We start from the raw sequence: 16,524 nt of genomic DNA, 5'->3' as shown, positions 1-16,524 counted from the left end.
TTGTTAAATGAAGGAGGCCTTATTATTAAATGGGAGCGCAAGATTAAAAATAAAGGTAATGCTGTTTATTAAATTTAGCTGCGTAGCAGCTTACTCGCATTTCTCACAAGCTTGAGGCGAAGGAGGGGCAGAGGGGAAAGAACTTAGTATTTGAACTCTCCTCTGCTCCCCTGCTCTCCTGCCTCCCCTGCTCCCCTGCTCCCCTGCTCCCCTGCTCCCCTGCTCCCCTGCTCCCCTGCTCAAGCGCAGGCTTAATCGACATGTGGTGAGAAATCCGGGCTAAATCCCCCAATCGATTGGGGAACTTTGATTCTTCACCCTTTTGAAGGGGATTTAGGGGGGATCTAAAAGTGCCTAAAGTCACAGCGAAATACTTGTTCATTCAACCTTTAATGGATCTATGCCTCTACACAATAAAATATCTGAAAATCTAGGAGTTGATTATGACTAATCCTACAGAACTACTGCGATCGCGCTACGGTGAAATTCCCTTCAATCCCGAACAATGGAATGATTCTCTGACGGCACTATTATCTCACCGTTCCATCAGGTCTTATCTATCCGATCCTCTACCACCGGAAACTCTGGAGTTATTAATTGCAGCCGCCCAATCTGCATCTACTTCCTCTAATTTGCAAACTTGGAGTGTGGTAGCAGTCGAAGATCGAGAACGCAAAGAGGAGTTATCTAAATTAGCGGGGAACCAAGCACATATTAAACAGGTTCCTTTATTTTTGGTTTGGTTAGCAGACTTAGCGCGTCTAAGTTACGTAGCTGACAGTCGCGGCATATCTCACGATGCTCTAGAATACTTGGAAATGTTTTTGACGGCAACAGTTGATGCCGCTTTGGCGGCACAAAACGCAACAGCCGCAGCCGAGTCACTCGGTTTAGGAACAGTATATATTGGCGCAATCCGCAACCACCCGAAAGAGGTAGCAGAGATATTAAATTTACCTTCCTCTGTGTTTGCTGTATTTGGGTTATGTGTAGGCTATCCAAATCCAGAGGTAGAAGCAGCGATTAAGCCAAGGTTGCCACAATCAGCTGTTCTGCACCGTGAAACTTATAAATTGGCGGAGCAAGAAGAAGCGATCGCTCATTACAATGACATCATCAAAGAATTCTATACTGAACAAAAGATGAATGTTGCTGGTGATTGGTCAGAACACTCAGCCCAAAGGATCGCCACTGTTGAATCATTGAAAGGACGCGATCGCTTGCGTGAAGTTCTCAATCAACTCGGCTTCAAGTTACTCTAAACAAGCAGAATCAAGATTATGGATTTGCAACTCCGTGGCAAAGTCGCCTTAGTGACAGCTGCTAGTAAAGGTTTTGGCAAAAAGGCAATTTGCCCGTAAAATTGCCATCTGCGCCCGCAGTGAGTTAATCGACCAAACTGCTGCGGAGATTGCAAGCGAAATAGGTACAGAGGTGCTATCTCTGCGTGCAAACCTTACCAGTTAAGCAGATATTGAGCGGGTAGTTAATACTACAGTGGAAAAATTCGGCGGGTTGGATATCCTTGTTACCAATGCCGCAGGTACTTTTTGATGATATGGATTTGGCATCCTGGGAAACTTCGATCAACTTGACTTTGCTGAGTGCGGTACATTTGCTAAAGTACGCTTTACCTCACTTCCACCAATCTCCAGCATCAGTGATTCTGACTTTCTCTAAAAAATCAAATTCTTTCTAGATACTCAGGTGGCACACGATCTACTAACCAAACACCATTAGCAGAACAATAGAAGATGTAACCCGCCTGATGCATTGCCGCAGTATTTACAATAAAAACTACTGCTTTTCCATGTCTTGCACCAACAGTTTGTGCTGTTGCAATATCCTTCGATAAATGGACATGATGTCGTGACATTTTGCTAAGTCCCGTTTGCAAAATTGACTCTACAGATTTGCGTCCCGTACCGTGATAAAGCTGATCTGGGGGAGTAACAGGTTCTAACTGTAAATCGACTTTTACACTATGTCCTTGGTTAGCACGAATTAGAGTACCTGTAGAATCAAAAGAAAAGCGTTGTTTCTCGTTGTATTCAACTACCACCTCTAATTCCTGACGGGTAATCGGAAACTTGTTTTTAGCACAAGCGGTAAGTAGTTCATCAACAGCAATCCAACCACCAGGAGCAAGTTTAATTCCAATTGCATCTGGTGTATGTCGCAGATATTTGCTGAGATATTTGCTGATTTGGACGAGGCGAGTATCACTCATAAGATTGTGGTGGGTAGGAATTATACTACAAGTATATATTTATAATGTTACATCAAGATTTTTAGTAAATTGACAGAATTTGTCTTCCCATCATGGCTAATGCCACTCCAATCATCACAATCAGCGTCACCTTCCCACCAGGGACGAGTGGTTGATTTGTACTATCTGATTTTTCTTGTGCTTGATCTTGCTTCCAACTCATTAACGCCGGAATAATTCCACCTAGAACTGAGACACTGAACGTTCCAGTGTAATCTAGGGCAGTAAAAAAGATGCTGGGATTGAGCGTTCCGAGAGTCATCGGAGGGAAAAGAACTAGGGAATATAGAGGGAGGCGACTAGAAAATTTGCCCTGTGTGATGGAGAAAATATCTTTGAACAAATCCAGCAAACCATATACAAATCCAATGAATGATGTAGCGATCGCAAACTCTGAAAAAATGGATACTAGTACTCCTAACCATTCTCCCGCTCCACCTGCTCGGAGAATTTGTAATGGATCGACCAGAACAGTTCTACCGTCAGATGTGCCATGTAGTATATCGGGGGTGACGCTTCCTAAAATTACGGCATTCCACGCCAAGAACATAATTAGAGGAATTACAGAACCCATTAAGATAGACTGACGAATTTTGCGAACATCTCCTTCAAGTTGCGTTACAACCAGAGGCACAACATTTTGAAAAAATAGTGCCACAGACATCACTGAAATGGCACTACCAAGGGCACTCCAATTCTGAAATAACAGTTGGGTACTCTGAATGCGCCTACTCGCAAAAAACAAGAGTCCCAAGAAAGAAACGATGACAATTCCGACAAAAGCGCTGTTTAATTTTTCAATAAACTTTTCTCGCCCAAGATACATAATGCCACCAAATAAAAGTGTGAAAGTCGTGGTGCCCACCCATGTAGGCAATATCTGCACACCCCCAATTTTTGCCGCCGCATAAGCTAAGATTTCTCCACCTTCGGTAATGTATGCCACCAAAAGAGCATAGTGCATAAATAAATATGCGCCGCCTGTAAGTCGCGCTCCCAATTTACCAAGGATTTTCTCGACAACTCCCATAAAACCGATACTCGCACGCCCTTCTGTTCGCATCGTGTTTAAGGTAACATCTGCAACTAGTAACCCAGAAACTAAAGCGTAGAGCCAAACAGCAATCAGTCCAGATGTGGATGGCACAATCCCAGATGGCAGGGTAACGGCTGGTAGGGCGAGAATTCCTGCCCCAACTGTGGTTCCCGCAATTAATGCAGTACTTCCCAATACACTACCCGGTTGATGACTGAGCTTTTTTCCATCAAATTCGAGATGAGAAAACAACCGAGTGACTTCCTCTGAATCTTTGAGAACAGTCTTTATTGGAACCATACTGAATATCTGTACCTAAACCAAGCAATATTAACATACGTAAATATTCTTCACAAAAACCCTGGTTTTAGGTGTTGCCAGTATTTCAGGCGATCGCTTTACAGTCTATTATTCCACGAGCGTAATTAAATATTTTATACTAACGCGAAGAGGCTTATTATACTATTTTGCTTTAAACGTTGATATAAATAGGTTGGTGGGGACGCACAGCATGATTTCTCAATTGTTTTCAAGCTGTTCATCTAGTTGTCGTTTCTGAGGTCAAGCTTATTTCTAACCTCACTCATGAACCAAAGTTTATACTATAGTTTCTTGATTCTGCTTGTCAAAAATATTATCTACTTTGTTGAGCAACCTACGGAATGTAGGATCTAAAAAAGCCACCTACTTTTAGGTGACTTTTCTATGACTAAGATTACCGTAATTTTAAACAGGGATTATTCATCAATACAACTGGGAATACCTAAAACAGCACAAGGAAAATTAGAACCTAACGCTTCAATCATCCGATGATTGATAGAGTTGCAACCTAGAAACAGAATATCGGCGGCTTCGGATTCAACAACTTTGTGAAGTTCTGTAGAAATGCAGCCAAAACGCAAATGAGATTTGAAAGAACCCTGCCATTCTTCAGCTAGACTCCGAGCTTGCCAGAGAATTATATCTGCTTGTTGCAGGGGAGTTACCACTGTCTGCAATTTGGGTTGAGTTAATACCTGTGTGATAGAGTTTGAGCCTTCACTAATTTGACATTCTAATGAAGACTGTTGTGTTGGAAAGCTCAAAAGATTTGGATATTGATTACTTTGATTATCTTCTACCACATAAACAGCTTGAACGGTGACTTCTGCATTAGTAGCTAAACGGGTTTGATGGGCAATCCAGAAGGCAATATCTAGTGCCGTATGACTGTTAGGAGATGCGTCATAAGCAACAATTAAATTAACTGCTTTTGCTTCTTGAGGTTTTTTAAAAAAAGGTTTTTTTGGTTCTGGTAGCAGTACCATTTGTTCAATTAAGTCATCTCGACCTGTGGCACTTTGCAGACGTGCTAACATTGGCTTGATTTGCACAGCTTTACTTCTCCCAATGAAATGAATTAACAATGAGAAGCAGGGGGACAGATTTTGGATTTTGGATTTTGGATTGAGTGACGATAACCAAAATTGCAAATCTTAAATCAGTCCAGGAAACCCCAATAATAACTGTATTACAGCCAAAGTCTTGGGGGTTCCTTCCATTGCCTACGGAGTTAGCTGACGGGCTAAGACTGGAAGGTGTCTCTCATAAGATTAGCCCCAAATATTGGTTCCTCCGTTCCAAATCCAGCTTTCATGAATTTGAATTAGGCTACCCACTAAAAAAATGATAGTCTAATTTACTCGTCTTGGGCAAAATAGCGATCAAGGAAATTTAGGGCGTGGTTGCGGAGTTCAAAATATTCTTTTGAGTTTCGCATGGCAGCGCGATCGCGTGGATGTTCAAAAGGAACTTCTAATATCTCTCCTATACTAGCAGATGGGCCATTGGTCATCAAGACGATGCGATCTGACATATAAATTGCTTCGTCTACATCGTGAGTAATCATCATCACTGCTTGACGATTACTTTCCCAAATATCCAATACCTGCCGTTGCAATTTGCCACGAGTTAGCGCATCAAGTGCCCCAAAAGGTTCATCCATCAGCAACATTTGAGGACGAATTGCTAAAGCTCTGGCAATACCTACTCGTTGTTTCATCCCTCCAGAGATTTCATCAGGATATTTGTCAGCTGCCGCCGTCAAGTTTACCATTGCCAAGTGTTCATTTACAATGCTAATTTTCTCAGCCCGATTAGCATTTTTTAGCACTTCATCCACAGCTAAACGGATATTCTCGCGTACTGTTAACCAAGGTAACAGCGAATAGTTCTGAAATACCATCATCCGCTCTGCTCCTGGCTGACGGATTTCTTTTCCATCTAGCCGGACTGAGCCTGATGTGGCTTTTTCTAAACCAGCTACTATCTTTAGTAGGGTTGATTTCCCACAACCTGAGTGACCAATTACAGAAATATACTCATCTTCACTAATCGTTAGATTGACTCCATCTAAAACGACAAAGTTCTCTTTATCAGGTGTCGGATAAGACTTGACTAAATTTTCAATTTCTAAAAATCCAGTATGGGGTAAAACTTCGGTTTGGGTATTAATAGGTAATGAGGTATATTCCATCATCAAAATGCTCCCGAAATAATTTAGTCATCAGTCAATATTTGAACTTGGCATTTCAGCCAAAATTTTTTAATTCGCATCCTCCAAAAAATAAATCTTTTGTGGGTTGAGCAACTTGAGTACCCTAGTTGTGCAAATTAAATGCACGACAGCTTAAGACATGAAAAATTTAGTGGGAGCGTTAGCCCTGATGGCAAAACTATTTAGATAACCCACAGGATCGCTGGGGTCGAAGCCTTTCTTATCTATAAATACTTCTGGTGGTTCGACCTTGTAATCATCCTTGGGACATTTGATGCCCATTTCAGATGCTATCTCCCGATATAAATCTGTTCTCCAGCCCTGTTCTGCTATTTTTTCAGCATTTTTGGGTAATTTTTTTATTTGTCCCCACCGCGCTGCTTGTGTCATTAACCAGAGACTTCTCGATCTCCATAAGAATGTAGAGTGTTCTTCTGGTTGTTTGGGAAGGTTGTCAGGAATATCGAAGAAAATCGTGGTGTCAGCAGCTTTGATGGTGCGGTCTTTACCATCAAAGCCGCCATAGTTGTAATTTCCGAGAATTCCCGGACTTGTAAACTTCGCAATTGGGGCATCTTTCTTTTTGGGTTTTGCACCTGTAAAGGAACGTTCTGTAAGCAGTTCGGCTACTTCTTGGCGGTTTTCTGCTTTGCTGCAATATTGGCAAGCTTCAATCATCGCCTTGACTAGGGAACGATAGGTTTTGGGATATTTATCGATGAAAGATTCCATCACCCCTAAAAGTCGATCTGGGTGTCCTAACCAGACTTCTTTGCCTTGTGCAAAGGTAAAACCGATGTTTTCGTTACCTGTTATTGCTCGTGTATTCCAGGGTTCTGCAACCATGTAAGCTTGCATTGCACCAATCCGCACGTTTGTCACCATTTGGGGAGGCGGAACGATGATGACGCGAAACTCTTTTAAAGGATCGACTCCGGCGGCGGCGGATAAGTAGCGGACAAAATATTCGTAAATGGCGGAACTTAATACAACCGCCCAAACTCTGTTTTCTGGCGGTTGCTTGTCAAAGTAGCCTCGAAAATCGCGTCCAAAGGCTTCTAAAGCACCATCGCCATATTTTTCTTGATATTCATACCACGGACGCAGCCCAAAGTCCCACATGGCTTTATTCATAGTCATGGCATTACCGTGGCGGTGAATGGTCATGGCCGCACACAAGGGGGCGTGGCGTGCGCCTTCGGCTCCAATTCTAGCATTGGTGACAGCACCAGATACGACGGGTGCAGCATCTAGACGACCAAAAATTAAACCGTCGCGGGAGGTGGCCCAGCTAGCCTCGCGGTTAAGTGTGACGTTCAAACCATATTTGCGGAAGAAACCTTTTTTCCAGGCGATCGCAAATGGCGCACAATCATTAACGGGAACGTAACCAACAGTAAGGTCAGATTTTTCTAAGTCTTGCGATCTAATTACTGGTTGTACAGCTAAGGCTTCTTCAGTTAATCCTTTAGCTGATCTATCTCCTGAAATTCCACAGGAAGACAGCGCTATGCCGGTTGTGGTTGCTCCTATTCCTTTGATAAAATCTCGTCGATTCCAGTTTATATCACCCATTTTTGTAGCTCCATTGGTGATTAGTTGCTCATGCAAAAGCGCAGATTCTGATTACATCTTGCTGTTTTGATATTGTTAGTTGGAAGTTTTCGGGCGATGGGTTACGAATTCTTCGATTTTGCCCACAGCGGAATCCAAAATTAACCCAGTTAAGCCAATTATGAACACAGCTAAAAAGACTGAACTCAAGTTTAAACGACTCCATTCATCCCAGACGAAAAAGCCGATACCAATACCGCCTGTTAGCATTTCTACGGCAACGATTACTAACCAAGCAATGCCTAAACTAATTCGTAAACCTGTAAAAATATACGGTAAACTTGCTGGCCAAATGATTTTGGTAATCCGCCTCCAACGGGGCATTTCTAGCACTCGTGCCACATCTAAATAATCTTTGGAAACGCTAGAAACTCCTAAAGCGGTATTAATAATTGTCGGCCATAGTGAGGTAATGAAAATTACAAAAATGGCTGAAGGATCTGCTAAATTGAAAATTGCTAAGGCGATGGGCAGCCAAGCTAAAGGCGATACAGGTTTAAAAATTTGAATGATGGGATTGAGCGCTAACATTGCCGATCTGGACATCCCAATGAGAAAACCCAGAGGAATCGCTACTACCGCACCTAATAAAAAACCCAGTAATACGCGACGCAGACTTGCAATCAACAACCAACCAATTCCTAAGTTACCTGGGCCTCTTTGGTAGAAGGGATTTAAGATGTAGTCCAGATTGGCGATTAGCGCTTCTGGTGGGGTGGGCATCAATTCGTGGTTGGCAAGTGCAATAATCCACCACAATAAGATGATTCCTAAGAAGCCCAATGCAGGTAGAATAAATACATCTCTGAGGATTACAGGTTTTGTTTTTTTCCACGCAGCTTGTGTTGCGATCGCTGCGATCGCAACAAAATTTAATTGAAATATCATTTACGACCTCAACAGATTTAAGTGCAGGTACAAAAAATCCGAGCAGTACCAGCCTTGGACACCGATGAGATCGGAACATGGTAAAAATGCCGTCTCTTCAGTCTCCTCTCAATGCCTACGAAGTTAGCTGACGGGCTAGGGCTGAGAGATGCCCTTCACAAGAAAGTAATGAGTTATGAGTTATAAGTTATGAGTTAAATATTAATAATTTCTAACTCCTCATTCTCAACTCCCCACTTTAGATGAGATACGCCCCACAATTTGGTTCCTCCGCTCCAGCGTTATGCACTGTAACACGCTGAATTAGGCTGACTTACTCTAATGGATTACTAAATTATGCATAATATAACATTGCTGCTCAGTAAAAGCCATCTATCTTATGATAAATATAGTTAGATTTTATGCTGCAATTAAAGATTTTTACTTGACCTATGGTACTAGTTATAATTCGTATTTATAGTTGAATTTTGGGTGAAATCCCTGCCCAGAAAGCTAAACAATATAGCCTAGTCAAGCATAAAGATTGTTACGTGTTTAATTAATATTTCTTAATTTTAAGCTGGATTATACTGAGAGAGTTTTATTTAACCAACAAATAAGGTTAGATAAAAAAATATTTATAATATATTCCTTTTGGTAGGTGAATGAAATTCTTGCACCTGGTAAAAAACCACTGCACTCGCTAGACTAATTGGATATGGCAGTTTGCTCATCTATCTCTTAGCTGAATTTAACATAATGGATTTTAGTCAAGTACTGGCTGAAAAAACGGACACCATCCTTGATAAATGGGTTACAGCAGTTCGCAAGGATAGACGGATTGAAAGTGCTGATGACCTATCTTATACAGCAGTAAAGGATCATATCCCTAATGTTTTACAAGCAATGGTGACAGTGCTTTCAAAATCCCAGGATAATGATGTTCAGTCGATAGTTACTGCCAGCTTTCAGCATGGAGCTATTCGAGCGGAACAAGGTTACGATCCAGCAGAAATTGCCAGAGAATATCATCTGCTGCGAACAGTAATATTTGATGCTCTACAAGCAGATTTATTGAAGGGAACGCCTGTAGATATAATTCGTTCTATGCGTTTGGTTGACGCTATCATAGACGAAGCGATCGCTCGGTGTTTCAAGAGTTATGTTGAGCAACGCTTACGAGAATTACAGCAGTTGCAGTCATCACTAACGCTCCATAATGAGGAACTCACGCGCTTGATTAGCGCAAATCAAGAGTATCTTTCGCAACTGGCCCATGAATTGAAGCATCCCCTAACTTCCATCATTGGTTACTCGGATCTGTTTTTACGCCAACAACGACGAAAAACTGAGATAAAAGACAACTCTGCCAATCTCGAACATATTGAGCGGGTACTACGTAACGGGAGACAATTACTCCACCTAATCAATGATGTATTAGAACTTTCGCGGTATGAGGCAGGGCAGATAAAACTCCAACTGGCACCCACTGATGTGCGTGAATTAATCAATAATGTCTGTGAAATGTTGGAACCTTTAGCTGCTGGGAAAAGTTTAAAAGTCGTAGTAGATTGCGATCGCGCTCCCAAAGAATTAATCACAGATCCTTTTCAATGCCAACAGATTGTTACAAATCTTATTAGTAATGCGATTCGCTATACAGAGTCGGGGACTGTTATTATAATGTGTCAGGTGTTGGATAAGGAAAGATGCGCGATCGCAGTTTGTGACACTGGAATTGGCATTGCATCAGAAAACCAAGCCCAGATATTTGAACCCTACTTTCGCGTTAGTTCTAGCGATCGTCCTTATCTACCCGATAGTACAGGATTGGGGCTAGCGATCGTTTCGCGGTTAGTAAAACTCCTCCAAGGTACAATTAACTTAGTTTCTGAGGTGAGAGTTGGTTCTACTTTCACAGTAATTTTACCCTTACAAATAGAAAGTTGATTTCGCGCCAAGACGTAAAATTATTCTCTACGCCTCTGCGTGAAATCAAAAAACATTTTTACAACAACCCTTGTTTTTTTAACTTAGCTAGCGCATCCTCAGCAGCAGCTTTCTCAGCATCTTTCTTATTGCGTCCCTTACCTATTCCCCGTGGTTCTTTTTCTTCATCCACAAATACTTTGGCGATGAATTCAGGCGCGTGAGAAGGGCCCCCTATTTGTTCTGTAAAATATTTGGGAGGATTTGGAGTAACGTTGCGTTGCACCCATTCTTGAAAGCGGTTTTTTGAGTCTACAACTACAAAATTATTGGAGTTAGTATCAGGTTTTTGAGAAATAGATAGATTTTCAGCTATCACTGAATCAAACAATGGTTCTACAAAATCCCGTACTAACTCAGTTCCCGAATCTAAAAAATATGCGCCGATAATTGCTTCAAAAGTGTTACTTAGCAATCTAGATTGTGTGCGTCCTCCATCTTTTTCTGCACCGTTACCTAGTCGCATCCATTTACCCAGGCTTAAACTAACAGCAAATTTTGCTAACTGCGGCTTATCGACTAACCGAGAACGCAAAGGTGTTAGTTCGCCCTCTTTTTTATCAGGATAGCGACGATAAAGATACTCACCACTTAAAAAATTTAGTAAAGCATCACCTAAAAACTCAAGTCGCTCATTATCTTCACCTGAATTAGGATTTTCATGTATATACGATGTGTGAGTCAGTGCGCGAAGCAGGAGAGAAGCATCTTGAAAAGGTAATTGTTTTAGTAATTCATCCAAGCTTTCTCTGATGCGTACTTCTTCAGCTTGTTTTGGAGAAAGAGATCGCAAAACTTCTTGCTTGTGCTTTTCTACAATATCTGCCTCTGATGCTGAAATGGCTTTGAGAAGTCGAGCAATACTATCAAGTGCGCGATAAGTATCATCAGTAGAGAAACGTTTTCCATTAATTTCATGCGCCCATTTATTACGAACTTCAATAATTTCGCTAATTAAGGCACGTTCTCCATGACCTAATTTTATTTTAAAAACCTGACTCCACTGTCCAATTATTACTTTTAGTAATTCAGAAATATCGTCGTGCAGAATGTCTTCTGGATCGCGCTTTATACTTTGGTTATCAGATAGACAGGATGTAGCTATTTTCAGCCAGCGTTCACCGTGGACTGTCTGCATTTGCTGCTCAACATAGGGGTGTAAACCCTGATTTAAATAAATTAAAGCAGTCTCGATTCTGTTGCGATTACTAATAGCCATTGAAGTATTTTATTTGTATGGTTCCCACGATAATTAAATAGCGGTGTCAACAATATTCAAGCTAACAAATATTTTATACCTTACTTTGCGCGATCGCACTATATAAAATACCTAAAATTTTCTTCTCGTTATTCAGTAATTCAGGATTGCTACATAACAAAATTTAAAAATTCAGCTTTGGCGGAAATACTTTACTTAAATCAAGAGATAAATCAGGAAAGCAAGGAAAACTTATTACCTGATTTGACAATATAATTCGCTTATTTAAACAACCATGTTTACCTTGATTATCCTGATAAGGTTCACTATAAGCTTCCAAATAATTATCGAATAAATTGAATATCCAATAATCAGCAATACCTGCTTTAGCATAAAGAGGTATTTTTACATCTTGGTCATAAGCTAAAGAAGAATCGGAAACTTCCATTATTAATAAAATATCAGTAGGTTTAGGGTGAGACGATAGATAATTATCATCTCGGTTTTGAACAATTGCAAAATCCGGTTCAGGTTCGCTGTTAGGTGGCAAAGTAATCGGGGCTTGAGATTGCAAAGTTGCTCTATCTCCGACAATTTTTGGGAGTCGTTTCCACAAATTCCTTAAACAAGTTTCATGGGCTTTACCTTTGGATGCCATTTCAATAATTTCCCCGTTGATTAATTCAATGTGGTCATCTTCATGGAAAAAGCCCAATTCTCCAAGCCTGTGGTATTCATCCAGTGTGAAGCGTTTAGCCTGAGCAATACTCATAACCTTACCTTTGTCTCATTGCCATAATCCCTATTCTAAATGTGCCAGAAATTGGTATGCTAAAGGCCAAGACTCGCTATGAAAGCAAACAATGCCTGCGCCTACTATCAATCCCAGCATCACTGCCTTTCCCTTGACTGCCGTAGTCGGTCAAGAAGCAATTAAACTAGCCTTGCTGTTAGCAGCAGTCGATCCTGGTTTAGGGGGAGTAGCGATCGCAGGTCGTCGCGGTACGGCAAAATCTGTAATGGCTCGTGCTATCCACGCTCTACTACCGCCCATCGAAGTTGTCAAAGGTTCAATCAGTAATTGCGATCCCAATCACCCAGAACAATGGGACGATCAACTTTTGGCGGAGTACGCAGACAAAGATATTCAAGATGTTCCCGTCGAAATCATTCCCGCGCCTTTTTTGCAAATTCCTCTAGGTATCACAGAAGACCGACTCCTGGGTTCAGTAGATGTTGAGAAGTCGGTAAAACAAGGTGATACTATTTTTCAGCCGGGATTACTCGCTACAGCAAACCGGGGTGTACTGTACGTAGATGAAATTAATTTATTAGATGACCAAATATCAAATCAGCTTCTAACAGTATTATCTGAGGGACGCAACCAGATTGAACGAGAAGGAATTAGTTTTCAGCATCCGTGTAAATCCCTATTTATTGCCACCTACAATCCAGAAGAAGGCGGATTACGGGAGCATTTATTAGATAGAATTGCGATCGCACTCTCTGCTGACGGTGTACTCGGCTTAGATCAAAGGGTAGAGGCAGTTGAAGTTGCGATCGCTTATTCTAAATCTCCCCAAGATTTCCTCAAACAGTACAACGAAGATTTAGACTCCCTCAAAACCCAAATCATTTTGGCACGGGAATGGTTGAAAGAAGTCATCATCACCCATGAACAAATTGCTTACTTGGTCGATGAGTCCATTCGCGGAGGAGTTCAGGGACATCGCGCCGAGTTATTCGCCACGCGGGTTGCAAAAGCGGCGGCGGCTTTGGAGGGACGGACAACAGTCAATGCCGAAGATTTGCGCCGGGCTGTAGAACTGGTGATTGTACCACGCGCCACAGTTGTGCAGACACCACCACCCGAACAAGCACCACCACCTCCTCCACCGCCACCGCAACAGAATCAAGAAGAACCCCAAGACGAATCTGAAGAGGAACAAGAAGAACAGGAAGAAAATCAAGAGCAAGAACCCCCCGACATCCCGGAAGAGTTTATCTTTGATCCAGAAGGGATAATCCTTGATGACAGCGTGCTGTATTTTACTCAAACGGCGAAGCGGCAAGGTAAATCTGGTAGTCGCAGTGTCATTTTTTCCGATGACAGGGGACGCTACATTAAGCCGATGTTACCCAAGGGGAAAGCGCGACGCATTGCAGTAGATGCTACCTTAAGAGCAGCCGCTCCTTATCAAAAAGCACGCAGAGAAAGACAACCAGATAGAAAAGTTATTGTCGAACAACCTGATATTCGCTCGAAACGCCTGGTACGCAAAGCCGGGGCGTTGGTAGTATTTGTGGTAGATGCTTCTGGTTCAATGGCCCTGAATCGAATGCAATCGGCTAAAGGTGCGGTGATGCAACTCTTAACAGAAGCTTATCAAAATCGCGATCAAATAGCATTAATTCCTTTCCGGGGAGAACAGGCAGAGGTATTATTGCCTCCAACACGTTCTATTGCTTTAGCGCGTAACCGTTTGGAAAGGTTGCCCTGTGGTGGAGGTTCGCCCTTAGCGCATGGTTTAACTCAAGCTGTGCGCGTCGGCTTAAATGCCCAGATGAGTGGAGATATTGGGCAAGTTGTCCTTGTAGCAATCACCGATGGGCGGGGTAATATTCCCTTAGCGCGTTCTTTGGGTGAACAGCTAGAACCAGGAGAAAAGCCAGATATCAAAGGAGAATTATTAGAAATTGCTGCTAGAATTCGTGCTTTGGGGATGCAACTATTAGTAATTGATACCGAAAGTAAATTTGTGTCTACTGGCTTTGCTAAAGAATTATCGCAAACAGCAGGCGGTAAATATTATCATTTGCCAAAAGCGACAGACCAAGCTATTGCTGCTATGACCAAAGGTGCGATCGCTGATTTAAAATCTAGATAATTAGTCATTTGTCATTTGTCAGTTGCTTTTCTACTAACTACTGATCATTGACTAATGACTACGATCCAGTGGGCATTACCTGTGGTTGTAAATAGTAAATCAAATCTTGAATTCCCTTTTGCAGATACCGTGTTACTGTCATTGGACTAGTGCCAATATTTTTAGCGGCATCTTTGCGAGAAAGTTCTTTTAAAAATACCATTTCAACTGCCATGCGGGGCTTTTCTTCCAACATATTGATTGCACCTTGCAGTTGTTGGCGTTCTTCTTCCTGTTGTAGGAGGACATGAGAACGAGGACAAGGAAGCGCTTCACCCAAGGTTATTTGACAATCAACATAGTTAACTGCGGTTGCATCTAAACTCAAAGGCATCCGATTTTGAGCAGCTAACTTGGTTTCTTGCCATTCTTGCACAGATACCCGGAGATGGCTAGCAATTTCAGCATCCTTGGGCTGGCGACCTAAAGACATTGCCAAGTCCTTGCGAATCTTTTGCCCTTCATTGTATAACTCTTGCCAACGACGGGGGATTTTTAATAGAGTACTGCGATCGCGCAAAAAGTGCAGCATCTCTCCACGAATATATGGCACTGCAAAGGAACTAAAAGCATATCCTTGGCTAGGGTCGAAACGCTCAATAGCCCTAATCAAACCAAAATACCCAATTTGTTCTAAATCTTCATAAGGTTCATTACATTGATGGCTGAATTTATGAGCCATCTTCCGTACTAAGCCAGTATGTAACTGTACAAGTTTATTACGAAGTTTAATAGAAGGATTCTGGTGGTACAAGTGTAATAATTCTATACCATCAGTTCGTAAAGAGGACTCACTTGTTGCCATATACATTCCCTTGTTGTAACTCCTATTCCTGAGAAAATAGAGTTGCGTATATTTTCTTCTAAGCTGTTATTATTTTGCTTAGTCGGGGAAGAATAAGCCATCGTCGTTTCACTGAACTTGTGAGGGGTCGAACTCCACAATTCAGTATTTGTACGCATGATTTTTTTCACATCTCTGTTACATACAGGTTATTTTTGTTTTTTACATAACTCTTGAATTGCACATAATCTTTAGCTTTTGCAACAAAAACTAGCTATTTATGCTGAACAATGCATAGCCGAACTCATAACCATCTGTCATAGCGAGAACAACGTAAATCAGTACTGAATTAATCGCAAAAGAGACTGGGAAATTTTATCTCTTAGTACACACCGTCATTAATAAAGGTCGAAAACCCCAATTGAAAGTTGGGCTGATGAACAAAACCTAAGCTACAAAAAACAGAATTCCAACTCATTTTTATGGGGATTTGTACTTAGTTGAGTCTTGAGGGACATTTCCATTCAATATTGGTAAAGTAGAAACTTTGGAAACTTAGTGGAAACATAGAAACAGGTGATTGACATGCCAGTTTGGTGGGTGTCACACTTCTCCTAAACAGGAGGGTGAACAATGAAAATCACCAAACACCGACAAAAAATTCTGGATACACTTCAGCAATGGTTCAGCATCCATAAACAAGGGCCAACTCTAGAAGAGTTGTGTCAAGAACTCGGAATGCAACCACGTCAGAAAGCAACAGTTCAGCGCTGGTTACAAACTATCCGAGGTATTGATGTTGAATGGGATAAGCACAGCGCCCGCAGTCTTCATTTACTCACATCTGAGCCAGAAGCACGCTCTCTAGATATATCTGTGACGGACACTCTGCGGTATCTGGCTACTGGCGTGGTGCAGTGGGAAAAACTGGATCTAGAAAAGCGAAGTCAAGTACCAGAAGCCCTTCGCATTGGTATGTCCCGTATGTACTTAACTTCTTTATTACGGGGAGAACAAGGCCCAGAGAACCTACCCCAATTTTTTGATTGGGCGGAAACATCAATTACTTTTTGGAAACCAGCCCAAGAGATTAAATATCTTTCAACAGATGTCAGCGTTATAGAAGACGGAGTAGTTTCCGATTTTGCTAGAGAATGGCAAGTTTCGGGTAATGATGTGGTGGCGCAGGTACAAGAATCAGTACTGAAAAAAGTTGTTGATGCTTATGCCTGCGGTGACATTTCCCAGCGAAAACTGGCTAAAAACTTTGGTGTCACCTTAAGTTTTGTGCAAAATTTACTCAA

The 16,524-nt window shown here is 41.7% G+C and carries 13 protein-coding genes, 1 pseudogene and 2 riboswitches; of the genes and pseudogenes, 5 read left to right on the top strand and 9 right to left on the bottom strand.

The window, feature by feature from the left end; translation table 11 throughout:
- Window positions 1–443: 443 nt before the first annotated feature.
- A complete protein-coding gene (locus tag V7K42_RS27790) occupies window positions 444–1,262 on the top strand; it encodes an NADPH-dependent oxidoreductase (protein WP_334920798.1) in 819 nt (272 codons plus the stop codon).
- Window positions 1,263–1,335: 73 nt separating this feature from the next.
- Entirely contained in the window at window positions 1,336–1,467 is a 132-nt protein-coding gene (locus V7K42_RS27785; RefSeq protein ID WP_334920796.1) for a hypothetical protein, read from the top strand.
- A 217-nt stretch (window positions 1,468–1,684) separates the two neighbouring features.
- On the opposite strand, the gene V7K42_RS27780 is transcribed toward V7K42_RS27785, so the two are convergent.
- The 6 genes from V7K42_RS27780 to ntrB all read right to left on the bottom strand — a co-directional run bounded on the left by V7K42_RS27780 (window position 1,685) and on the right by ntrB (window position 8,343).
- A complete protein-coding gene (locus tag V7K42_RS27780) occupies window positions 1,685–2,230 on the bottom strand; it encodes an RNA 2'-phosphotransferase (protein WP_334920794.1) in 546 nt (181 codons plus the stop codon).
- Between the two features lie 61 nt (window positions 2,231–2,291).
- A complete protein-coding gene (locus V7K42_RS27775; RefSeq protein ID WP_334920792.1) occupies window positions 2,292–3,605 on the bottom strand; it encodes an amino acid permease in 1,314 nt (437 codons plus the stop codon).
- Window positions 3,606–4,042: 437 nt separating this feature from the next.
- Complete coding sequence (locus tag V7K42_RS27770) at window positions 4,043–4,663, bottom strand: universal stress protein (RefSeq protein ID WP_334920801.1); 621 nt, start codon at window positions 4,661–4,663, stop codon at window positions 4,043–4,045.
- 168 nt (window positions 4,664–4,831) lie between these two features.
- Window positions 4,832–4,967, bottom strand: a riboswitch (cyclic di-AMP (ydaO/yuaA leader).
- 16 nt (window positions 4,968–4,983) lie between these two features.
- Entirely contained in the window at window positions 4,984–5,820 is an 837-nt protein-coding gene (locus V7K42_RS27765) for an ABC transporter ATP-binding protein (RefSeq protein ID WP_334920799.1), read from the bottom strand.
- A 153-nt stretch (window positions 5,821–5,973) separates the two neighbouring features.
- Window positions 5,974–7,416, bottom strand: a complete 1,443-nt coding sequence (locus tag V7K42_RS27760; protein WP_334920790.1) for an ABC transporter substrate-binding protein — start codon at window positions 7,414–7,416, stop codon at window positions 5,974–5,976.
- Between the two features lie 75 nt (window positions 7,417–7,491).
- Entirely contained in the window at window positions 7,492–8,343 is an 852-nt protein-coding gene (gene ntrB, locus V7K42_RS27755; protein ID WP_334920788.1) for a nitrate ABC transporter permease, read from the bottom strand.
- A gap of 97 nt (window positions 8,344–8,440) precedes the next feature.
- A riboswitch (cyclic di-AMP (ydaO/yuaA leader) is annotated at window positions 8,441–8,663 on the bottom strand.
- 418 nt (window positions 8,664–9,081) lie between these two features.
- On the opposite strand from ntrB, the gene V7K42_RS27750 reads away from it, so the two are divergent.
- Window positions 9,082–10,272 carry a sensor histidine kinase gene (locus V7K42_RS27750; protein WP_334920786.1) on the top strand — a complete coding sequence of 397 codons (1,191 nt, stop codon included), beginning with the start codon at window positions 9,082–9,084 and terminating at the stop codon, window positions 10,270–10,272.
- A gap of 58 nt (window positions 10,273–10,330) precedes the next feature.
- Here the strand turns inward: V7K42_RS27750 and rnc are convergent, their stop codons facing one another.
- Together rnc and V7K42_RS27740 are read right to left on the bottom strand one after the other, a co-directional pair.
- Entirely contained in the window at window positions 10,331–11,530 is a 1,200-nt protein-coding gene (gene rnc / locus V7K42_RS27745; RefSeq protein ID WP_334920782.1) for a ribonuclease III, read from the bottom strand.
- A 163-nt stretch (window positions 11,531–11,693) separates the two neighbouring features.
- The gene (locus V7K42_RS27740) at window positions 11,694–12,281 is read right to left on the bottom strand and encodes a Uma2 family endonuclease (RefSeq protein ID WP_334920780.1); all 588 of its coding nucleotides are present in this window, start codon (window positions 12,279–12,281) and stop codon (window positions 11,694–11,696) included.
- Between the two features lie 91 nt (window positions 12,282–12,372).
- Here V7K42_RS27740 and bchD point away from each other — a divergent pair, with 91 nt between their 5' ends.
- A complete protein-coding gene (bchD, locus tag V7K42_RS27735; protein WP_334920778.1) occupies window positions 12,373–14,397 on the top strand; it encodes a magnesium chelatase ATPase subunit D in 2,025 nt (674 codons plus the stop codon).
- Window positions 14,398–14,455: 58 nt separating this feature from the next.
- Here bchD and V7K42_RS27730 read toward each other — a convergent pair whose 3' ends face one another.
- A complete protein-coding gene (locus V7K42_RS27730) occupies window positions 14,456–15,241 on the bottom strand; it encodes an RNA polymerase sigma factor SigF (protein ID WP_334920776.1) in 786 nt (261 codons plus the stop codon).
- Between the two features lie 612 nt (window positions 15,242–15,853).
- On the opposite strand from V7K42_RS27730, the pseudogene V7K42_RS27725 reads away from it, so the two are divergent.
- Window positions 15,854–16,524 (top strand): annotated as a pseudogene (locus V7K42_RS27725) (Fis family transcriptional regulator); the annotation flags it as partial.

It is taken from the genome of Nostoc sp. (assembly GCF_036917455.1).
Classification (GTDB): domain Bacteria; phylum Cyanobacteriota; class Cyanobacteriia; order Cyanobacteriales; family Nostocaceae; genus Nostoc.
The sequence above is the reverse complement of the archived record's forward strand: the minus strand, read 5'-3'. Positions and strand labels throughout refer to the sequence as shown.